2 protein-coding genes are annotated in these 24,555 nt (G+C 64.6%); both read right to left on the bottom strand.

Going from position 1 to position 24,555, the window contains the following annotated elements; all coding sequences use genetic code 11:
• Nucleotides 1-11,325 carry an amino acid adenylation domain-containing protein gene (locus tag Q7C20_RS25130; protein WP_375070962.1) on the bottom strand — a complete coding sequence of 3,775 codons (11,325 nt, stop codon included), beginning with the start codon at nucleotides 11,323-11,325 and terminating at the stop codon, nucleotides 1-3.
• Nucleotides 11,322-24,233, bottom strand: a complete 12,912-nt coding sequence (locus tag Q7C20_RS25135; RefSeq protein ID WP_375070963.1) for an amino acid adenylation domain-containing protein — start codon at nucleotides 24,231-24,233, stop codon at nucleotides 11,322-11,324. The genes Q7C20_RS25130 and Q7C20_RS25135 overlap by 4 nt, the downstream gene beginning before the upstream one ends.
• Nucleotides 24,234-24,555: the final 322 nt, after the last annotated feature.

Genomic DNA, 24,555 nt, shown 5'->3' on the forward strand with positions numbered 1-24,555 from the left:
TCACGAAACCACCTCCTTAACCCCAACCCCCTCCAACCACCACCGAGCCAGCCCAAACACATTCGGCGTCTTCAGCAACGTAAAATGATTCCCGCCCCCATACCAAACCTCCAAAGAACGCCCCTGCCTCCCCCACCCTTCAACCATTAACCCCTGCTCCCGCTGATTCCCCGCCGCATCCAGCGCAGGGTCCTGCGCCAACACCAACCGCACCCCCCCCTCAAACCGCCGGGCCGGTCGATACTCGGTGCGCAACGCCGCCGCATACGTGCGCGCCGGCCCCGCCATCGCGTCCGCCGAAGCCCGCACCGGCAACAACCCCACCCCCACCATCCCGGCATGCAAGGCCTGGCGCTGCGCCGCCTCATCCCACTCAGCAAACGCCACCAAATCAATCCCCAACGACTTGCCAGCCGACAACTGCATCGACTCGATCAACCGCATCAACGCCGCCGTTGTCGTATAAGGCGGCCGCACACACCCAGGCGCTTCACTGTCGATCACCGTCAACGACGCCACCTGACGCCCAGCCGCCTGCAACCGCAGCGCCATCTCCAGCGCCACCCAGCCGCCAAACGAATGCCCGACCAAATGCACCGGCCCCTGCGGGCACTCTTGCGTCAGCGCCGCCAGATAACACCGCGCCGCCGCCTCAACCTGGCTATGGGGCACCGCCTCACCGTCCAACCCACGCGGCTGCAAACCAAACAGCGGCCAGTCGCGCCCAAGCGCCTCGCTCAAGCCCACAAACCCGGTCACGCTGTCGCCCGCCCCCGGCACACAGAACACCGGCGCATACCCGGCCCGGCCACTTTGAATGCGCAGCAAGGGTTGATGCGCGGCCTGCGTCACGGGCACAGCGCCCGCCAGGGCCTCAGTCATCGCACGGCCCAGGGCCTGAATATGCGGCGCCTGCATCATGCTCTGGTGATCCCCCGGCACCGGCACCTGGTGTAATTGCCCGGCCGCCACAACGTCGCCCCAGCCCAGGGATTCACTGCGCCGCGACAACTCGGTGGGGCGCTCCTGGGCACTGAACAACTGCAGCGGAATCGGCAGCGGGAACAGGCTGTAATGCGCCAGCGCATGCCCATGCCCCACTTCACGCGCGATAAAACTCAAGAGGTCCGCGTCCGTCGCCGCCGCCATTTGCGCGTATAGCAAACCTTCATCGCGACAGCGTTGCAGCAGGCCCGCAATGTCCAGCTGTCCAACGCTCGCCTCCAGCCCTGCAAGGTTTGCCAGCTCATCCTCACCTCCCTGTGCTTTCCAATACGCCGAACACTGCAACAGCAGGTGTCGTTTAAGTGCATCCGGCCCGGTCCAGCGCGCCTTGCCCTGGTCGGTCATGCGCGGCACGTAGCTGTCGATCAAGCCCAGAAATTCCACGGGTTCATCCAGCCCCAACAGTTGCAGCGCGACTTCATAGGCCAGCACGCCGCCAAACGACCAGCCCGCGATACGGTAAGGCCCGTGGGGCTGAATGCCGCGAATCAGGCCGACCAATCGCGTTGCCAGGCCTTCCATGGTGTTCAGGTGCGCCTCACCGAGCGCCATGCCCGGCAGGCCATAAATGGGATAGTCACCCGGCAGGTGTTGGCCCAGCGCCGGGAAGTACACGTCCATGCCACTGAACTCGTGAACCAGAAACAACGGCGGCTGCGAGCCATTGCTGCGCACGGTGATCACCGTGCTGTCGCGTTCCGGCGCAGCGGTGCGCTGACGCACCATCGTCGCCACAGAGGCCACACTGGCATGCTGGAACAGCTCGGCCAAAGACACCTGCAACCCGGCCTCCTCCATCAGGTTAACCAGCCGAATCGCCAGCAACGAATGCCCGCCCAGTTCGAAGAAACTGTCATGGCGCCCCACTTGGTCAAGCTTCAGTACCTCAGCCCACAGCTGCGCCAGGGTGTGTTCCAGGGCATCCGTCGGCGCTTCAAAGCCACGGCTGTGCAAGGCCTCCAGCGCAGGCGCCGGCAAGGCTTTGCGGTCGACCTTGCCATTGGCCGTCAATGGCAGCTGCGCCAGCGGCACATAGGCCGACGGCACCATGTAGTCCGGCAGTTGGCCTTGCAGATGGGCACGCACGCTGTCGATGTCGACGGGCTCGCTCGCCCAGGTGAAGTAAGCCACCAAGCGCTTGTCGCCCGGTGCATCCTCACGCGCCAGCACCACCACGTCCTGGATCTCGGCGAGAGTCCCGAGGCGCGCTTCGATCTCACCCAGCTCAATGCGGAAACCGCGAATCTTCACCTGATCGTCGTTACGCCCGATGCATTCCAGCAGGCCGTCGGCCGTCCAGCGCCCCAGGTCACCGGTGCGGTACAGCAAATGCCCCTCGTTGAACGGGTCTGCCACAAACTTCTCGGCGGTCAGCTCAGGCCGATTCAAATAACCTTTGGCCACGCCGTCCCCGCCGATGCAGATTTCACCGCTCACACCCAGCGGCACCGGCAGCAACTGCGCATCCAGCACATGGACCTGCGTGTTGGAAATCGGCCGACCGATGGGCACGCTCTCGGCGCTATCGCCAATCGCGTGCACTTCATACGTGGTGGCGTAGGTGGTGGTTTCCGTCGGCCCATAGCAATGCACCAGGCGCAAGCCCGGCGCCCGCGCCAACAGGCTGCGGAAGGCCGCCGGGTCGGCACGTTCACCGCCACACAGCAGGATGCGCAAGCCGGCCAGCGCTTCAGGAATCATCTGCACGTACTGGTTGAACAACGCCGTGGTCACGAACAGCACGGTCGCGCCCTGCAAGGCGTCGCCAAAGGCGGCCGGGTCGAGCAAGGTGGCGTGGTCGACGACCTGCACTTGCCCGCCATTGAGCAACGCGCCCCAGACGTCCATGGTGCTGGCGTCGAACGCCGGGTTGGAGGCGAACGCCACGCGGTCGCTGGCAGTGAAGTCGGCATAGCCATTGTTGAGCACCAGCCGCGTGATGCCGCGATGGGGCACCAACACACCTTTCGGCGTGCCAGTGGAGCCGGAGGTGTACATGATGTACGCCACGCCCTCCGAAGACTGCGACAGGTCCGGGTTGTGGCTCGGTTGCGGGTCGAGGGCCAACGTGTCCAGGTCCAGGCGCGAAACCGGGAAGTCGACAGCCGCATCACTGCGGGTCAACAGCCACGCCGTGCCGCTGTCTTGCAGCATAAAGCCCTGGCGCTCGGCCGGCGCGTTGATGTCCAGCGGCACATAAGCGCCGGCGCATTTGAGCACGGCCAGTTGGCTGATCAGTAAATCGAGGGAGCGCGGCAGCAGGATCGCCACGTTGTCGCCCGGCTGCACGCCAGCGCCCAACATATGATGGGCCAGGCGGTTGGCGCGGGTGTTCAATTCGCCGTAGCTCAAAGCAGCCTCACCGTGCAACGCAGCCAGCGCGTCAGGACGCGCCTGGGCCTGGGCTTCGAACAGCCTTTGCACCGTGTGTTCGCGCGGGAACTCGCGGGTGGTGGCGTTGAACGCCGCCAGTTGCTGAAGCTCGGCGTCGGGCAAAATCGGCAAGCGGCTGATGGCGATATCGGTGTTGTACTCCAGCGCCTCCACCAGTTGTTCCAGCGTACGGTTCACGTAATCGCACACACGCCGGGCGCCCGGCCCACGGGCCTTGAGGCTGAAGCCTTCACCCAGGTCATCCACACTCAACGACAGCGCGTAATTGGTCTGTTCCTCGGCCTTGAGCAACTGAATGCCGTGCCACGCCTCGGCCACACCACCGGCCTGCGGCGCACTGTGGCGATAGTTGAACAGCACGCTGAACAACGGCGTTGCTGGCGGAACAGCGCTGCATCGCTGAGCCAGGGCCAACGGTGCATGTTCATGGCTGAGCAACCGGGTCAGGCGCGCATGGGTGGCACGCAGCGCGGTGCGCACCGAGAGCTCACCCAGGTCGACGCGCAGCGGCAAGGTGTTGATGAACACCCCCATCGCCCGTTCAGCTCCCTCGCCGCCTTGCAGGCGACCGAGCATCACGGTGCCGAACACCACGCACTCACGACCGCTGACCTTGCCCAGCACATGAGCCCAGGCCAAGTGCATCAGGCTCGCCGCACTCACGCCCGACTGGCGCGCCTGGGTGCGCAGGCGCTGGCTTAACGACAGGTCAATCGTCAGTTGCGCGGTTTCATCCGCGCCCAGATTTTCAACTTCGGTCGGTTCATCGATTTCACCGAGCATCTCGCGGAAAAACGCCTCGTGATCGTCAACGCCCACGCGGGTCTGGGCTACATAGTTGCGATACGGCACCGCCGCGCCCAGGGTGTCCTCGCTGTCCAACAGGTAGGCCTGCAACTCGTGCTGCAGAATTTCCAAAGCGATGTGGTCCATGACCAAATGGTGAAACAGCAAGGTAGCAACCACGCGCTGCGGTTCCTGGGTATGAATCAAGCGCATCAGCGGGGCCTGGCCGACGTCCAGGCGTTGCGGCACCGGCCCGGTTTCGACGCTCAACGAGGCTTCACGCCACACCACTTGTACCGGCTCTTCGAGGCCGTCCCAATGAAACGACGAACGCAAAATATCGTGCCGCTGAATCACCGCCTGCAATGCGTGTGCAAAGGCATCCAAACGCAGCGGGCTGTCGAAGGCGAACTGCGCCTGCAGCACATACGCATCAGCACCCTGCACCGCGCGATGCTGATACAGCATGCCGGCCTGCAACGGCGCCAGTGGGTAAATGTCCTGCACATTCGCCGCGCCGCCGGGGATGCTGTCGACGATACGCGCGATGGCCGACGGGTCCAGCTGGATCAGCGGCAACATGTCCGGGGTAATGTGCGTGCAATCGGCGGCAATGCCATTGGCCGGCACCGCTACTTCTCGACCACTGCCCAGCGCCGCCGCCAGGCCGGCCAGGGTCGGCTGGCCAAACAGCGCCTTCACGTCCGCCGACAACCCGAGACGGCGCATGCGCCCCATCAGGCTCACCGCCAGCAACGAGTGGCCGCCGAGTTCGAAGAAATTGTCGTGACGGCCCACGCGTTCCACAGTGAGCAGCTCGGCCCAGAGGCTGGCCAGGGCGATTTCCGTGTCGCCCTGCGGCGCTTCGTACTCGCGTACCACCACTGAATCAAGGTCCGGTTCGGGCAGCGCCTTGCGGTCAAGCTTGCCGTTGGGGCTCAGGGGCAGCGCGTCGAGGTGGACGAAAATCGCCGGCACCATGAACTCAGGCAGATGCTGCAACAGGTGCGCGCGCAGTGAGTCGATCTCGATCACAGCGCCGGTGTAATAGGCCAACAACCGGTTATCGCGGGCAATCACCGCCGACTCATTGACCTGCGGGTACTCGGTCAGTCGCGCCTGAATCTCGCCCAGCTCAATGCGCAAGCCCCGGATTTTCACCTGATCGTCATTGCGCCCCAGGTATTCAATATTCCCGTCCGGTAAATACCGGCCAACATCACCCGTGCGGTACAGGCGACCGTCAGTGAAAGGGTCGTTGAGGAAGCGTTCGGCATTTAGTTCAGGGCGGTTCAGGTACCCCCGCGCCACTTGCACGCCACCGATAAACAGCTCGCCGACCACGCCCAGCGGCACCGGCTGCAACTGCGCATCCAGCAGGTACATGCGCGTATTCGCGATGGGTTTGCCGATTGGCGTGTTGTCCGGCGTCACCGCGCCTGCGCAGTTCCACGCCGTCACATCCACGGCGGCTTCGGTCGGGCCATACAGGTTATGCAACTCGCTGCCCGGCAATTGCCGCTTGAAGTGCCGTACCAGGCTGCCCGGCAGGGCTTCACCGCTGCACATCACACGCACCAGCCCGGCTGCCTGGCTCACATCGCCGTGGGCAAGGAATACGTCCAGCATCGAGGGCACAAAGTGCAAGGTGGTCACCGCTTCTGCCTCGATCACATCGCACAGGTACGCCGGGTCTTTATGCCCGCCAGGCTGCGCCATCACCAGGCGCGCACCGGTAAACAGCGGCCAGAAGAACTCCCACACCGACACGTCGAAACTGAACGGGGTTTTCTGCAGCACGGTGTCTTTGGTCGTGAGGCCATATTCGTCTTGCATCCACAGCAGGCGGTTGACCACGCCGGCATGGTCGTTGATCACACCTTTGGGCTGGCCGGTGGAACCGGAGGTGTAGATCACGTAAGCACTGACGCCGGCTACGTCAGGGTTTTCGGCGGGCAAGTGCTGCCAGGTCGGCAGGTCCAGATCGACCACCGGCACCGCGCCGAGCAACCCGCTGGTGGCGCCCTGGGTCAGCACCACGCGCGGCGCGCTGTCTTGCAACATGTAGGCGATGCGTTCCAGCGGGTACGCCGGGTCCAGCGGTACATAGGCGGCGCCCGCCTTGAGGATCGCGTACAGGCCGATGACCATTTCCAGGCCACGTTCCACACAAATGGCCACGCGGGAATCGGGCTGCACACCCAGTTCCAGCAGGTGATGGGCGAGCCTGTTGGCGCGCGCATTCAGCTCGGCGTAGGTCAGTTGCCGCTCGCCCGCCTTCACCGCAACGGCATGCGGCGTGCGCAGCACCTGGTCTTCGAACATCCCGTGCAGGGTCTGGTCGAGGTTGTACTCCACCTGCGTGGCGTTGAAGTCGACCAGCAGATGCTGACGCTCGCGCTCATCCATCAGCGGCGCGTACGCAAGGATTGCCTGATCGTTTTCGACCATGGCCTGCAACACGCGGATGAAGTAGCCGACATAACGCTGCACCGTCGACTCATCGAACAGCGCCACGGCATATTCCAGCGCACCGAGAATGCTGCCCTGCACTTCGCCCAGATCCAGCGACAGGTCGAACTTGGCAAAGTGGCTGTTCTCCACAATGCCTTCCAGCGCCAGGTCGCCCAACGCCAACGTCGGCGCGCTGCTGTCCTGCCAGGTCAAGAGGGTCTGGAACACCGGGCTGTGGGCCAGGCTGCGCACGGGCCGGGTGATTTCCACCACCTGTTCGAACGGCAGGTCCTGATGGGCCTGGGCCGCCAGCGTCAGGGCCTTGACCCGAGCCAGCAACGCCTCGGTGCTCAGCTCGCCCGAGGTGTCGATGCGCACCGCCAAGGTGTTCACGAACAAGCCGATCAGCCCTTCTACCTCGCCCCGCGTGCGGTTAGCCACCGGCGAGCCGATCACCAGGTCCTGCTGCCCGGAAAGCCGCGCCAGCAGTGAGGCCCAGGCGGTCATCAGGGTCATGTACAGCGTGGTGCCATGGCGTTGGCTCAACGCCTTGAGCCCGGCAGTGAGGCGTTCGTCCAGGCGTACCTCGACGCTGCTGCCGGCGTAGTCCTGCTGCGCCGGGCGCGGGCGGTCGGTGGGCAAGGTGAGCAAGGCCGGCGCACCGGCCAGGGCCTGCTGCCAAAAGCTGCTTTGGCGCTGCAACACCTCACCGCTCAACCACAGGCGCTGCCACACGGCAAAGTCGCCGTACTGGATCGGCAACGCTGGCAACGGGTCAGGCTGGCCATGGCTGAACGCCCGATACAGCGCCATCAGCTCGCGCGTCAGCACGCCCATCGACCAACCGTCAGAGACAATATGGTGCAGGGTCAGCAGCAGCACATGGTGATCGTCGGCCATCACCACCAAGCGGCCACGCAGCAACGGGCCACGCTCCAGGTCGAAAGGCGCCGACGCCTCGCCGTGGATCAACGCATCCAGCGCCTGCTGGGGTTGGGGGTGGCGACGCAGGTCCTGCACTTGCAGGGGCAACACGTCTTCGGCGGGCATGATCAGCACTTGGGCTTCGTCGCCTTGCTGGGCGAAACGGCTGCGCAGGGTTTCATGCCGCGCGACGATTCGCGCCAGCGCGCGCTGCAAGGCGTCCACGTGCAACTGCCCACGCAAGCGCAAGCCAATCGGAATGTTGTAGGCCGTGTTGGCGCCTTCCATCAGCGCCAAAAACCACAGGCGCTGCTGGGCAAACGACAACGGGATGGGCTCATCACGATTGGCCGGGAGGATATTCGGCAAGGTGCTGCGCCCGGCCTGGGCGAGCACGTCGGCCACCGCCGCCAGTTCGGCATTGGCGAACAAATCGCCGAGCGACAGCTCCACGCCCAGGCGCTGACGAACCTGCGAAACCATGCGCATTGCCAGCAATGAATGGCCGCCCAGTTCAAAGAAATGATCCTGGCGCCCCACGCGTTCAACCTGCAGCACGTCACCCCAGATATGCGCCAACACGCTTTCGATTTCGCCCTGTGGCGCTTGGTACTCGCGGGTAAACACGGCAGCCCTGTCCGGCGCGGGCAACGCCTTGCGGTCGAGTTTGCCGTTGGCAGTCAGCGGCAAGGCGTCGAGTTTTACGTAGGCCACCGGCACCATGTAATCCGGCAAGTGCGCCACCAGATGGGCGCGAATATCGCCCACGGCCAAAGGATCCAGCTGGGGGTTTTCAGTGAAATACGCCACCAGCCGGTCTTCGCGGACCAGTACCACGGTTTCCTGAATCCCGGGCAATGCGTTGAGTTGAGTTTCGATCTCGCCCAGCTCGATGCGCACGCCACGGACCTTCACCTGGTCATCGTTACGCCCCAAATATTCAAGCGTGCCGTTCGGCAGCCAGCGCGCCAGGTCGCCGGTGCGGTACATGCGCCCGCCGTTGAACGGGTCTTGCAGGAAGCGTTCGGCCGTCAGTTCCGGGCGGTTCAGGTAACCACGCGCCACGCCTTTGCCGCCCACATACAACTCGCCCGCCACGCCCAGCGGCACCGGCTGCTGCGCTTCATCCAGCAGGTACACCGTGGCGTTGGCGACGGGTTTACCGATATGCAACGGCTGGCCCACCTCGACCTTGCCGGAGGTGGCGACCACTGTGGCTTCAGTGGGGCCGTAGTTGTTGATCAGCTCAAAACGCTGGGCTCGCGAGAACTGACGCAGGCGATCGCCGCCGATCAGCAAGGTGCGCAGCGTCGGGTGTTCGATCTGTTGGCTGAACGCGTACTCGGCCACCGGCGTGGGCAGGAAGCACACGTCCAGCGGCTGCGCGCACCACCAGGCGAGCAGCGCGTCGATGTCTTCGGCGCCATCACTGGCGGGCGGCAGGTGCAAGGTCGCGCCGACGCACAGCGCCGGCCAGACTTCCCAGGCCATCGCATCAAACCCAAAGCCGGCGACGCTGGCAGTGTGGCGCCCGGCGCGCAGGTCAAAGGCGTTGCAGTGCCAATCCACCAGGTTGGCCACGGTGTGGTGTTCCACCATCACGCCTTTGGGCAAGCCCGTGGAGCCAGAGGTGTAGATCACATAGGCGAGGTTTGACGGCGTGAGCGCCACCTTGGGGTTGCTCGCCGAATGGTGCTGCCAGGTGTAACGATCGAGGTGAATCACCGGCACCTCAAGCGCCGGCAAGCGGTCATGCAACACCTGTTGCGTCAGCACGGCCACCGGCGCGCTGTCGGTCAGCAAGTAGTTCAAACGCTCGGCCGGGTGCGAAGGGTCCACGGGCACGTAACAGGCGCCGGCCTTGAGGATCGCCAGCAACCCGGCGAGGGTATCCAGGCCACGGCGGGCAACGATGGCCACGCGGTCGTCGGGTTTGACCCCCAGCGCCAACAGGTGATGGGCCAACAGGTTGGCTTGCGCGTTCAGTTCGGCGTAGGTCAGTTGACGGCCATGGTAGACGGCGGCGATGGCGCTGGGGGTCAGCGCGGCCTGGGCCTCGACGCGACCGTGCAGCGTGGTGCCCTGGGGGAAATCCGCCTGGGTCGCATTGAACTGTTCCAACAGCAAAGCGCGCTCGGCGGCAGGCAGCACCGGCACCTGTTTGAGCGGGGTGTCGGGCGCCTGTTCCAGGGCACTCACCAGGTTTTCCAGTGCGGTTTGCAGGTAGGCGCAAACCCGTTGCGGGTCTACCTGGGTGCTTGCCAGCAGGCTCAAACCAAAGCCTTCACCCAGGTCATCGACACTCAAGGTCAACGGGTAATTGGTGCGTTCTTCGGCGCTGAGCGCCGTGATGCCGTGCCAGGCCGATACGGTCTCGGCACTCGCGGCGGGTGCGCTGTGGCGGTAATTGAGCAAGGCGCTGAACAGCGGCGTCGGTGCCACAACGCCGCTGCAACGCTGAGCCAGGGCCAGCGACGCATGTTCATGGCGCAGCAAAGTGGTCAGCCGCGCATGCGTGGCCTTGACCCCGGCGCGCACGTCCTGGCCGTCCACGTCCACACGAAACGGCAGCGTGTTAATGAAGATACCCAGCGCGCGGTCCGTGTCATGACGGCCTTGCATGCGGCCCATCAATACCGTGCCGAATACCACTTGCTGTTTGCCGGCCAACACGCCCAATACCTGCGCCCAGCCCAGATGAAACAGGCTCGCGGTGCTCACGCCCAATTGCCGCGCCTGGGCGCGCAGGCGCTGGCCCAGTTGCGCTGCCAGCGGCAGGCTGACTTCGGCAATGCCGCGTGCATCGCCCTGAACATCCTGCAAACCAAACGGCAAAGTTGGCTCGCTGATATCGCCGAGCATCTGGCGGAAAAAACTTTCATGCTCTTTCTCGCTGATGCCCAGCCGCGCCTGCGCCACATAGTTGCGAAACGGTACCGCCTGGCCCAACGCCGTGCCCTGGCCCAACAGGCAGGCCTGCATTTCATGGCACACCACTTCCAGGGCGCTGTGGTCCAGCGCCATGTGGTGGAACAGCAACGTGGCAACGATGCGTTGATGAGCCGAGTCCTGCGCATGCACCAGGCGCAACAGCGGCGCCTGGGTCACGTCGAGCCGATAGTGACGGGCGTCGAACAGCGCGTGCAGTTGCGCGGCGATATCGCCGTCTGCCGGGTCCAGTTCGAGGGTTTGCACCGGCAACCGCGCCTGGCGCCACACCACTTGCGACGGTTCCTGCAAACCGTCCCAAACCACCCCGGTACGCAGGATGTCGTGGCGGTCCATCACGGTTTGCAACGCCTGGGCAAACGCGTCGAAGCGCTCCAGGCTGTCGAAGGCAAACTGCGACTGCATCACATACGGATCACCCTGCTCGGCACTGACGTGGTGAAACAGAATGCCTTCCTGCAACGGCGCCAGCGGGTAGATGTCCTGAATGTTTGCCACGCCGCCGTCGACGGTGGCGACGATCCGGTCGATCTCGTCCTGGCTCAGGCTCGACAGGGTCAACATCGCCGGGGTGATGCGCTCTGCGCCGAGCGGGATGCCATTGGCTGGCACCTCGACTTCGCCCGCCTTGGTGGCCGAATATTCGCCGGCCTTGATCAGCTCGATCAACGCCGGTTTGTGCTCACGCAACGCCGCGAGAATCGCGGGGTCGCTCAAGGCGTGTTTGTTGCCTTGCACCGACAGCTGTTCGCCCTTGAGCGCAAGCTGCACGTCCTTGGTTTTCAGCGTCGCCAGCAGTTCGAGGATGCTCACAGGACGATCTCCATTCGTTCGGTTATGGCGGCGTAGCCGGCCAGGGTCGGCTGTTCGAACAGCGCCCGCACGTCGGCTTCCATGCCTTCCTGGCGCAAGCGCCCGATCAAGCTCACGGCGAGCAGCGAATGCCCACCCAGTTCAAAGAAATTGTCATGCCGCCCTACTCGCTCCACCTTGAGCAACTCGGCCCACAGCTGGGCGAGGAGGATTTCGGTGTTGCCTTCGGGCGCCGCGTACTCACGCACGATCAGCGCTTCAGCGCCCGGTGCCGGCAAGGCCTTGCGGTCGAGCTTGCCGTTGGGGCTCAGCGGCAGTGCATCGAGGTGCACGAACAGCGCGGGCACCATGAAATCCGGCAAGTGCTGCAACAACTGGGTGCGCAGGCGTTCGACGTCGGTTTGCACACCGGTGTAGTAGGCGACCAGCCGCTCTTCACGGGCGATAACGGCCGCTTCGTTGACGTGAGGATGCTCGAGCAAACGTGCCTGGATCTCTCCCAGTTCGATGCGCAGGCCACGGATTTTTACCTGGTCATCGTTGCGGCCCAGGTACTCGATATTGCCGTCGGGCAAGTAACGCCCCACGTCACCGGTGCGATACATCCGGCCGCAGGTGAACGGGTCCTGGAGGAAACGCTCGGCGGTCAAATCAGGCCGGTTGAGGTAACCCCGCGCCACTTGCACGCCGCCGATAAACAGCTCGCCGACCACCCCCAGCGGCAGCGGCTGCAACTGCGCGTCGAGCAGGTACATGCGGGTGTTGGCGATGGGCTTGCCGATCGGCGTGTTGTCCGGCACCTCGGGGCGTGCGCAATTCCACGCGGTCACGTCCACCGCCGCTTCGGTGGGGCCGTACAGGTTGTACAGGCCGATCTGCGGCAATTGCTGTTTGAAGCGCCGCACCAGGCTGCCCGGCAAGGCTTCACCGCTGCACATCACGCGCACCAGGCCGGCTGCCTGGCTCACATCACCATGGGCAAGGAATACGTCGAGCATCGACGGCACGAAGTGCAGCGTGGTGATCTGTTCGGCTTCGATGATCCGGCACAGGTACGCCGGGTCTTTGTGACCGCCCGGGCGCGCCATCACCAGGCGTGCGCCAGTGAACAGAGGCCAGAAGAACTCCCACACCGACACGTCGAAGCTGAACGGGGTTTTCTGCAGCACCGCGTCATCGGCGTTTAGGCCGTAGGCGTCCTGCATCCACAGCAGGCGGTTGACCACACCGGCGTGTTCGTTGATGACGCCTTTGGGCTGGCCGGTGGAGCCGGAGGTGTAGATCACGTAGGCCTGATGCTGAGGCGTGAGCCCCGCGACCTGCAAGTTGCCCGCGGGCTGGTGCTGCCAGGTGCTGTGGTCGAGGTCGATCACCGGCACATCGCCCAGCAATGCACGGGTCGCGCCCTGGGCCAGCACCACCACCGGCGCACTGTCTTGCAGCATGTAGGCGATGCGGTCCTGCGGGTAGGCCGGGTCCAGCGGTACATAACTGCCACCGGCCTTGAGGATGGCGAACAGGCCGACCACCATGTCCAGGCCGCGCTCGACGCAGATCCCCACGCGGGCATCCGGTTGTACACCACGCTCACGCAAATGGTGAGCGAGACGGTTGGCGCGTGCGTTGAGTTCGCTATAGGTCAGCTGTTGATCGCCAGCTTTGACCGCTACCGCCTGCGGTGTGCGTTCAACCTGGGCCTCGAACATGCCGTGCAGGGTCTGGTCGAGGTTGTAATTCACCTCGGTGGCGTTGAATTCGACCAACAGTTTGTGTCGTTCCTCAGCGCCCAGAATCGCCAGGCGATTCAGTGCCTGATCCGGCGCCTGTTCCAGCGCTTCGACCAAACCGGACAACGCAGTTTGCATGTAACCACACACGCGTTGCGCATCGACTTGCGCCAGTGCGGTGAGGTCATAACCGTCACCCAGATCGTCAACGTTCAAGGTCAGCGGGTAGTTGGTGCGCCCGTCATTGACCAGCGTCTGCATGCCTTCCCATGCCTGCTCCGCGTCGGCGGAACGGGTGGCTGCGCCGCGATGGCGATAGTTGAGCATCGAACTGAACAGTGGCGCTGGCGCCGTCACCCCGCTGCAGCGCTGAGCCAACGCCAGGGAGGCGTGTTCATGCCCGAGCAACGCGGTGAGCCTGGCGTGCGTGGCACGTACAGCCGCACGCACACCCTGTGCATCGATATCCAGACGCAGCGGCAAGGTATTGATAAACACCCCAAGCGCGCGATCAGCGCCCTCGCCGCCTTGCAGGCGACCCACCAACACCGTGCCAAACACCACGCTGTGCCGACCCGACGTCGCTGCCAGCACTTGGCCCCAGGCCAGGTGAAACAGGCTCGCAGTGCTCACGCCCAGCAGTCGGGCCTGGGCCCGCAGACGGCGGTTGAGGTCGCCGCCAAGATGCACGGTGTGTTCGCCAATGGCGCTGCCGTCACCGCGCACATCCTGAAGGCCGAACGGCAAGGTCGGCTCATCCACATCGCCGAGCATGTCGCGAAAGAACGCCTCATGCTCTGTTTCACTCACACCCAGGCGCGCCTGGGCCACGTAATTGCGGTACGGCATCGGGGCTGCGGTGGGTGCCGCGTGGCCGAGCAAATGGCCCTGCATTTCGCGCAACACCACGTCGAATGCGGTATGGTCGAGCACGATATGGTGATAGAGCAACACCACCACCACCCGCGAATTGGCCGGGTCATTGGCGTACATCAAGCGAATCAGCGGGGCCGTGCCGATATCCAGGCGATAGCGCCGCGCATCAAAACGCTCATGCAGCGCCGCGAGTACGTCGCCTTGCAACTGCAGGGCCTGCACGCTCAGTTCAGCCTTGCGCCACACTACTTGCAGCGGTTGTACCAAGCCTTCCCAGACGATGCCGGTGCGCAGAATGTCGTGGCGGTTGATCACCTGTTGCAGCGCCCGGGCGAAGGCGTTCACGCGCTCGAGGCTGTCAAACGCCAGGTGCGATTGCAGCAAGTACGGGTCGCCCTGCTCGGCGGTGATGTAGTGGTAAAGAATGCCTTCCTGCAACGGCGCCAGCGGGTAAATATCCTGCACATTGGCGGCGCCGCCGGGGACGCCGGCAACCACTTGATCAATCGTCGATTGGTCGAGATCAACCAGCGGCAACAAGTCGGGCGTGATCCGCGTACAGTCCCGTGGGATACGGTTGGCCGGCACCGTCACTTCACGGCCGCTGCCCACGGCCGCCGCAAGTGCAACGAGGGTTGGCTGGCTGAACAACACGCGCACATCGGCGCTGAGGCCGACCTGGCGCATGCGTTCGATCAGGCTCACCGCCAGCAGCGAGTGGCCGCCGAGTTCGAAGAAGTGGTCGTGGCGACCGACCTTCTCCACCTGCAACACCTCGGCCCAGATGCCGGCCAACGTGGTTTCGACCTCGCCTTGCGGTGCTTCATAGTCGCGGGTCAGCAATGCGCTTTGATCGGGGTCGGGCAAGGCCTTGCGGTCCAGCTTGCCGTTGGCCGTCAGGGGCAACGCGGCAAGTTTTACATAGGCCGCCGGCACCAATGCGTCGGGCAGTTGCGCCTGCAATTGGGCGCGCAGGGTTTCAATCGCCAGCGGGTAATGCTCGGTGAACCAGGCGATCAAGCGGCCCTCGCGCACCAACACCACGGCTTCCCGGACGCCTTCGAGCGCGGCCAGCCGGCTTTCGATTTCGCCCAGTTCAACGCGCACACCGCGCACCTTGACCTGATCATCGTTGCGGCCCAGATAGTCGATTGTGCCGTCGGGCAACCAGCGCACCAGGTCACCGGTGCGGTACATGCGGCCCGGGTTGAACGGGTCTTGCAGGAAGCGCTCGGCGGTCATTTCAGGACGGTTCAGGTAACCCCTCGCCACGCCGCTGCCGCCCACAAACAATTCGCCCGCTACGCCGACCGGCACCGGGCGTAATTGCTCATCGAGCACGTAGACGCTGGCGTTCGCCACCGGGCGACCGATATGCAACGCCTGCCCGGCGCGCACGCGGCCGGACGTGGCGACCACGGTGGCTTCGGTGGGGCCGTAGTTGTTGATCACCGCAAAGCGCCGCTCCTGGCTGAACTGGCGCAGGCGATCGCCGCCGATCAGCAGGATGCGCAAGCCGGGGTGGGCCAGGTTCTGGCTGAAGGCGTACTCGGCCACCGGGGTCGGCAGGAAGCTGACGTCCAGCGGTTGCGCCAGCCACCAGGCGAGCAGTTCATCAATGTTTTCATTGCCCACCTCGGCAGGCGGCAGATGCAGGGTTGCGCCGACACACAGCGCCGGCCAGACCTCCCAGGCCATGGCATCAAAACCAAAGCCCGCGACGCTGCTGGTGTGGCTGCGCGCGTCCAGCCCGAACGCTTCGCAGTGCCAGTGCACCAGGTTTTCCACGGTGCGGTGTTCTACCATCACGCCTTTGGGCTGGCCGGTGGAACCGGAGGTGTAGATCACGTAGGCCAGGTGCGCCGGGGTCAGGTTGGCGAGGTGCGGGTTGCTGCTGGCGTGGTGCTGCAAGTTCGGGTCGAACAGGTCGATGCTCGCCACGTCGCCCAACAGGTCGCGGGTGCTGGCCTCGGCCACCACGGCCACCGGCGCGCTGTCCTGCAACAGGTAGGCGATACGCTCGGCGGGATACGCCGGGTCGATCGGCACGTAACCGGCGCCGGCCTTGAGAATACCCAGCAAGCCCACCAGCATGTGCGGGCCGCGACGGCAGCACAGGGCGACTCGGTCGTCTGGCTGCACGCCGTGTTCCAGCAGGTGATGGGCCAGCTGATTGGCGCGTTGATTGAGTTGCTGATAGGTCAGCGACTCGCCGTCTTGCGTCACGGCAATCGCCTGCGGCTGGCGCTCGGCCTGAGCCTCAAAGGCACCGTGCACGGTGTGGCCCTTAGGGAAATCGGCGGCGGTCGCGTTGAAGTCACGCAGCAGCATGTCGCGTTCGGCGGCGGGCAGAATGTGCAGGGTGTTCAGCGCGGTTTTCTCTGCACTGTCCAACGTGCCGATCAGCTGTTCGATGGCGCTGTGCATGTACCCGCACAGACGCCGGGCGCCGATCTGCGGCAGCGCCAGCATGGTCAGGCCAAACGCTGTACCCAAGTCGTCGACGCTGAGGGTCAGCGGGTAGTTGCTGCGTTCTTCACCGCCAAGCAATTGCACACCTTCCCAGATGCCATGGCCATCGCGGGCCATTTCGCCGGGGCTGCTGTGGCGGTAATTGAGCAAGGCGCTGAACAGCGGCACCGAGGTGGCCACGCCGCTGCAGCGCTGGGCCAACGCCAGGGACGCGTGTTCGTGGCCGAGCAAGGCGCTCAAGCGCGCATGGGTTGCCTTGACGGCGACCCCGGCGCTCGCCGCCACATTCACGCGCAAGGGCAAGGTATTGATGAACATGCCCAGTGCGCGGTCGGCGCCGTCGCCGGCCTGCATGCGGCCCATCAATACGGTGCCGAACACTACATCGTCGAGCCCCGACACCAGCCCCAGCACTTGCGCCCACGCCACATGCATCAGGCTGGCCGCGCTGACGCCCAAGGCACGCGCCTGTTCACGCACGCGCATCGCCAATGCCGCGTCGAGGTGCAACTCGGCTTCTTCGATATCGCGGCCATCGCCCTGCACGTCCTGAATGCCGAACGGCAACGTGGGTTCATCGACCTCGGCCAGCATCTCGCGGAAGAACTGCTCATGCTCCGCCACGCTCACACCCAGGCGCGCCTGGGCCACGTAGGTGCGAAACGGCGCCGCCTCCGGCAGCGCATCGGCGCGGTTGAACATAAACGCGCGCATTTCCTGGCCGACCACTTCCATGGCGGTATGGTCCAGCGCCAGGTGATGAAACAGCAGGATGGCAGCCACTCGGTTATTCGCCGGATCGTGGGCGTACACCATGCGCAGCAGCGGCGCCTGGGTGATGTCCAGGCGATAGTGACGAGCGTCGAAACGCGCATGCAGTTGTTCGATGATGCCGCCGTCGGCCGGGTCCAGATTGACCTCCTGCACCACCAGTTGCGCATCACGCCAGACCACTTGCACCGGGCTGTCCAGGCCTTCCCAGACCACGCCGGTACGCAGGATGTCATGGCGCGCCACCACTTGTTGCAGCGCACCCATGAACGCCTGCAAGCGTTCGAGGCTGTCGAACGCCATGCGCGATTGCAGCAGGTACGGGTCGCCGTGTTCGGCACTGATATGGTGGTAAAGAATGCCTTCCTGCAACGGCGCCAGCGGGTAAATATCCTGCACATTGGCCGCGCCACCGGGAACAGTGGCGACGATGCGATCAATCGCCGTTTGGTCGAGCTGCACCAGGGTCAGCATCGACGGAGTAATCTGCGTGCACCCTGACGGAATGCCATTGGCCGGCACCACGATTTCGCGGCCACTGCCCACCGCCGCTGCCAGCGCCGCCAGGCTTGGCTGGCTGAACAGCACGCGCACGTCAGCGCTCAGGCCGACCTGGCGCATGCGTTCAATCAGGCTGACCGCCAACAGCGAATGCCCGCCCAGTTCGAAGAAATGATCATGCCGGCCAACACGTTCGAGCTTGAGCACGTCCTGCCAGATCTGCGCCAGCAGGGTTTCCACCTCACCTTCCGGGGCCTCGTAGCCACGGCTGAGCAGCGCGCTCTGGTCCGGCACCGGCAGGCCTTTGCGGTCGAGCTTGCCATTGGCGGTAAGCGGCAACAGTTCCAGCCACACATAGGCCGACGGCACCATGTAGTCCGGCAACTGGCCTTGCAGATGGGCGCGCAGGGCTTCAATGTCCAGCGGCGCGGGCGAGGTGTAGTAGGCCACCAGGCGTTTGTCGCCGGGCTCGTCTTCGCGGGCCAGCACCACGGCGTCTTTCACGCCGGGGAAGGCCGCCAGGCAGGTTTCGATTTCGCCGGGTTCGATGCGGAACCCGCGAATTTTCACCTGCAGGTCGTTGCGTCCCTGGTAGAGCAGCGTGCCGTCGGCTTGCCAACTGGCGAGGTCGCCACTGCGGTACAACTGCCCGTCGCCGAAGGGGTTGGGGATGAATTTTTCGGCAGTCAGCTGCGGCTGGTTCAAATAACCTTTGGCGACGCCTGCGCCGCCGATGTACAGCTCGCCGACCACGCCCAGCGGCACGGGCTGCTGGCGCGCGTCGAGCACGTAGGCCTGGGCATTGGCGATGGGTCGGCCAATCGGGATAGCGCCCTCGCCTGCCGTGGTGATCTCGAACGTGGTCGAGAACGTCGTGGCTTCGGTCGGGCCATAGCCGTTCAACAGGTGTTGGGGTTTGCCGTGTTTGAGTACGCGGCCGATCACCAGCGGGTCGAGGACATCGCCGCCGACAATCAAATAGCGCAGCTGGCGGAACACTGGCAGCAAGGCATCGGCGTATTGATGGAACAAGCCTGCGGTCATCCACAACACGCTGACGGCCTGCTCCTGCAACAGCGAGGCGAACGCCGCCTGGGACAGCAGCACCGCGTGCTCGACCACCACCACGCAACCGCCATTGAGCAGCGGCGCCCACACGTCGAGGGTGCTGGCGTCGAAGGCCGGGTTGGAGGCAAAGGCCACGCGGTCGCGCTCGTTGAAGTCGGCATAACCGTTGTTCAGCACCAGCCGCGAGATTGCGCGGTGCGGCACTTGCACGCCCTTCGGTGCGCCGGTGGAGCCGGAGGTGTACATGATGTACGCGACGTCATCCGAAGACTGCGCCAGCTCCGGGTTGCGCGGCGACAGCGCGTCCAGGTTCAGGTCGGCCAGGCTGCTGAGCACGCGATGCGCGCCGCTGTCCTGCACCATAAAGGCCTGGCGCTCGACCGGGGCGTTGACGTCCAGCGGCACATACACCGCCGCGCACTTGAGGATTGCCAGTTGGCACACCAGCAAATCCAGGGAGCGTGGCAGCGCAATGGCCACGCTTTCGCCCGGTTGCACGCCCTGATTGATCAGGTGATGGGCCAGGCGGTTGGCGCGGCGGTTGAGGTCGCGGTAGCTCAGCGACAGCTGGCCTTGCACCGCCGCCACAGCTTCGGGACGCGCCAGCGCCTGGGCTTCGAACAGTTGGTGCACGCCCAGCTGCGACGGGTACTCACGGCCGGTGGCGTTGAACGCCACCAGCAGTAGGTGACGCTCGGCAGGCGGCAGGATCGACACGGCCTGCAACGGCGTGGTCGGCGCCTGTTGCAGCGCGCTGACCAGATGGCGCAGCGCGGTGAGCATGTAGTCGCCCACGCGCTGCACATTCAACTCGGCCACGCCTTGTACGGTGAGCGAAAAGCCGGTGCCGAGGTCATCAACGTTGAGCACCAGCGGGTAGTTGCTGCGCTCTTCGGAGCTGAGAATCTCGATGCCGGATGCGGCAAACGGGCTGTCTCCCGGCGCTTCACCCGGCGCGCTGTGACGGTAGTTGAGCAGCGTGCTGAACAGCGGCAGCGAAGCCGGCACGCCGCTGCAACGCTGGGCAAGGGACAGCGAGGCATGTTCATGCCCGAGCAATTGCGCGAGGCGCGCATGGATGGCGCGCACCCCGGCCTGCACACCGGTGGCGCCCACGTTGACCCGCAACGGCAAGGTGTTGATGAACATCCCCAGCGCGCGGTCGGCGCCTTCACCGCCCTGCATGCGGCCGAGCAACACGGTGCCGAATACCACGTCTTGCTGACCTGAAACCTGCCCCAACACCTGCGCCCAGGCCAGGTGCACCAGGCTGGCGGTGCTCACGCCGAGCTGGCGCGCCTGTTCGCGCAGGCCGTGGCTGAGTGCCGGTTCCAAGGGCAAGTGAGCCTCAACGATGCCGCTGCCGTCACCGTTTACGTCCTGCAAGCCGAAAGCCAGGGTCGGCTCGTCGATATCGCCGAGCATCTCGCTGAAGAACGCTTCGTGTTGCGCCTGGGTGACGCCGAGGCGCGCCTGGGCCACGTAATTGCGGTACTGCACGGCGTCAGGCAACTGCGCGCTGGTGCCGGAAAGGCTGGCGCTCATTTCTTCCACCAGCACTTGCAGGGCGGTGTGGTCGAGCAGGATATGGTGCAGCAGTAGGATGCCAACGTAGCGGCCCTGCTCTTCGGCATACGCCAACCGCATCAGCGAAGCGCGGGACAGGTCGAGACGATAGTGACGCGGGTCGAAGCGCTGTTGCAGGTGCGCCAGGGCATCGACGCCTGCGGTTTCAATATGCTCAATGGCCAGCGGCGCCTGGCGCAGGACCACTTGCACCGGCTCGTCCAGGCCTTCCCAGAGGATGGCGGTGCGCAGGATATCGTTGCGCTCGATCACGCTGTGCAGCGCATGGACAAACGCGTCCACTGCCGCTTGATCGGCGAAGCTGAACTGCACCTGCAACACGTAGGGGTCGCCCTCGGTCGTGGCCAGGTGGTGATAAAGAATGCCGGCCTGCAACGGTGCGAGGCCGTAAATATCTTGCACATTGGCGATGCCGCCGGGCACGGCGTGCAGGATGTGGTCGATTGCCGCCTGGTCCAGGTCGATCAGCGGCAGCATGGCCGGGGTGATGGTCTGGCTGTCTTGTTTGATCAGGTTTTCCGGCACCTGCACTTCTTGCTGCCCGCCCACCGCCGCCGCCAGTGCAGCCAGGGTTGGCTGGCCGAACAGCACGCGCACATCGGCGCTGAGGTCCACTTGGCGCATGCGTTCGATCAACTTCACCGCCAGCAGCGAGTGCCCGCCCAATTCGAAGAAGTTGTCGTCGCGCCCCACCCGGTCGAGCTTGAGCAGGTCTTGCCAGAGGCCGGCGATGGCGGTTTCCACCGCGCCTTGCGGAGCTTCGTAGCCACGGCGCACCAAGGCATTTGCATCCGGCGCGGGCAAGGCCTTGCGATCGAGTTTGCCGTTGGTGGTCAGCGGCAATTTATCCAGCATCACAAAGGCGGCGGGCACCATGTAATCGGCCAGGCTGAGCAGCAGGTGATCGCGCAGTTCGGCGGCGCTGAGTTCGCGTTCGGCAATCACATAGGCCACCAGGCGTTTGTCGCCGGGCTGGCCTTCACGGGCAATCACCACCGCGTCACGCACGCCATCGGCGGTGGCCAGGCGCGCTTCGATTTCACCGAGTTCGATACGGAAACCACGGATCTTCACCTGGTCGTCGTTGCGGCCCAGGTATTCAACGCTGCCATCGGCCAGCAGGCGGCCGAGGTCGCCGGTCTTGTACATGCGCAAACCGGTGGCCGGGTCTGCCAGGAAGCGTTCGGCGTTCAGCGCGTCCCGGTTCAGGTAACCGCGCGCCACACCGGCGCCGCCCACGTACAACTCGCCCACCACGCCAAAGGGCAATGGCTCGCGGCGCGCATCCAGCACATACAGTTGCAGGTCGGGAATGCGCACCCCAATCGGGCTCACGCCCACCAACTGCGCATCCGCCGCTTCGAGCGCGCGATAGGTCACGTGCACGGTGGTTTCGGTGATGCCGTACATGTTCACCAACTGCGTGCCGGCATTTATGGCGCGGGCGTACCACGGCTTGAGCATGCCCGGCTCCAGCGCCTCGCCGCCGAAAATTACCTGGCGCAACGAGTGCGCCTGCGGGCTCTGGGCCTGGGCGGCGATCAACTGACGGAATGCGCTTGGCGTCTGGTTGAGGATGCTCACACCGGCGTCGCACAGCAGCGTGTAACACGCCTCGGGCGAGCGGCTGACGGGTTGCGGCACGATCAGCAACTGGCCGCCGTGCATCAGCGCGCCCCAGATTTCCCACACCGAGAAATCGAAGGCGAAGGAGTGAAACAGCGCCCACACGTCGTTGTTGTTAAAGCCGAACCACTGCTCGGTAGCGGTGAACAGCCGCGCCACCTGGCGGTGTTCGATCATCACGCCTTTGGGCAAGCCGGTGGAGCCGGAGGTGTAAATCACGTAGGCGAGATTCGCCGGACTCAGGTGCAGCCGTGGGTTGACGATGGATTCCTGGCGCAGGCTGTTCAGGTCGATGTGCGGCAGATCACCCACCAGGCGGCGAGTGTTGCCTTGCACCAGCACGGCGAGCGGCTCGCTGTCGGCCAGGGTGTAAGCGATGCGTTCCAGCGGATACGCCGGGTCGATGGGCACGTAACCCGCGCCGGCTTTGAGAATGCCCAGCAAGCCAATGATCATTTCCGGGCCACGCTCGACGCAGATCGCCACGCGGTCATCGGGACGCACGCCTTGAGCGAGCAGGCGGTGAGCGACCTGGTTGGCGCGTTCGTTGAGTTGGCGGTAGGTCAGGCGCTGATCGTTAAAGCGCAGGGCGATGGTATCGGGGTGGGCGGCGGCGTGGGTTTCGACCTGCTGATGGATCAGCGCGGTATCGGCGTAGTGCGTGGGGGTTTGGTTCAGGCCGTGCAGCAGTGTGTGGCGTTCGGCGTCGGGCAATATATTCAGGCCGCTGAGCGGCATATCCGGTCGCTGCTCCAGCGCATCGGCCAGGCTTTCCAGCGCGGTGTGCAGGTAGCCCGCCACCCGGTGCGCGCCGATGGCGGCGTCAACCATCACGGTCAGCGCGAAGTCTTCACCGAGGTCATCGACATTGACCGTCAGCGGGTAATTGGTGCGTTCCTCGGCGCCGAGCACCCTGATGCCTTCGGCCACGTCGATCACCGCGGCCATGTCGGTGGCGGCGCTGTGGCGGTAGTTGAGCATCGCGCTGAACAACGGCGTCGGCGCGGCCACACCGCTGCAACGCTGGGCCAGCGCCAGGGACGCATGTTCGTGATTGAGCAAGGCCGTCAAGCGCTCATGGGTGGCCTTGACCCCGGCGCGCACGCCCTGCTCGCCCACGTCCACGCGCAGCGGCAAGGTGTTGATGAACATGCCCAACGCGCGCTCACCGCCCTCGCCCGCGCCCATGCGGCCGAGCATCACGGTGCCGAAAACCACGGCGTCGCGGCCAGAGACCACGCCCAACACACGGGCCAGGCCCAGGTGCATCATGCTCGCCACGCTCACGCCCAGCGGGCGCGCCAGGCTACGCAGGCGACGGCTCAGCGCGGCGTCGACGGGGATGCGCGCTTCGTCAATGCCCTGGCCATCGCCCTGCACGTCCTGCAGGCCGAATGGCAGTGTCGGCTCATCAATGTCTGCGAGCATGCTGCGAAAGAATGTTTCATGCGCCTGCTCGCTGACGCCGTGGCGCACCTGCGCAATGTAACGGCGAAACGCGACCGGCTCACCGGCCTGAGCTTGCTGCCCGGCCAGGTACAGCTGAATTTCATGGCGCACAACATCAAGGGCGGTGTGGTCGAGAATGGTGTGATGGAACAGCAGCATCGCCACCACCCGCCCCTGGGCCGGGTCATTGGCGAACACCAGGCGCAGCAGCGGCGCCTGGCCCAGGTCCATGCGGTAGGCGCGTGCGTCATAGCGGGAGAGCAATTGAGCGAGTACATCGCCGCCGTCAAAATGCGCCTCTTCACAAGCCAGGGTTGCCTTGCGCCATACCACTTGCAGCGGTTCGTCGAGGCGCTCCCAAACCATTGAGGTGCGCAGGATGTCGTGGCGGTCGATCACCCATTGCAGCGCCTCGGCAAACGACTCAAGCCGCGCGCGGCTGTCGAACACGAACTGCGCGTGCAGCACGTAGGGGTCGCCCTGCTCTGCCGACAGATGGTGGTAGAGCATGCCTTCCTGAAGCGGCGCCAGCGGGTAGATGTCCTGCACATTCGCCGCCCCGCCGGGGATGGCCGCAACGATGCGATCAATGGCGGGCTGGTCGAGGTTGACCAGCGGCAGCATGCTCGGGGTGATGCGATAGGCCGGGCTGAGCCAGTCACCACCATGGTCGGCGACCAGTTCGAGGAGCCTTGGTTTGTGGGCGATGAGTTGATCCCACACGGTGTCGTCCAGTGCATCGTCATCGCCGAGGATGATCAGGTCGCCTTCTTCCAGTTGCAGACGGATCGCATGGGTGGAAATCGCTGCCAATAATTCGCTGAACTGCATGGGGGTAACCTGCCTGGTAGTCACGGTTTAGGAGAAAGTCCGTTTTCAGCTGCCGTTTGGATCGGTATGTGCTGGGTGCCCGGTGATAAATGCCGACGCAGCCGGGGGCCTGGAGGGGCTTCCGGTAGTGGGGAGAAATTAAGGGATTTGCGGGGTGGGGAGTGACATGGGAAGCGGGGACACGTCGCTTTGGGGTTTGTTCAGTTTTTTTCGGGGGTATATCCGTTATTTGGGTGATGGCTGAGATTGGTTCCGCTCTTACAGCGGGTCACTTTTGGCAAACGCCCCAAAAGTAACCAAAAGGTCTGTGCCCCACCACTCG

It is taken from the genome of Pseudomonas sp. AMR01, from assembly GCF_041946035.1.
Taxonomy (GTDB): Bacteria; Pseudomonadota; Gammaproteobacteria; order Pseudomonadales; family Pseudomonadaceae; genus Aquipseudomonas; species Aquipseudomonas antarctica_B.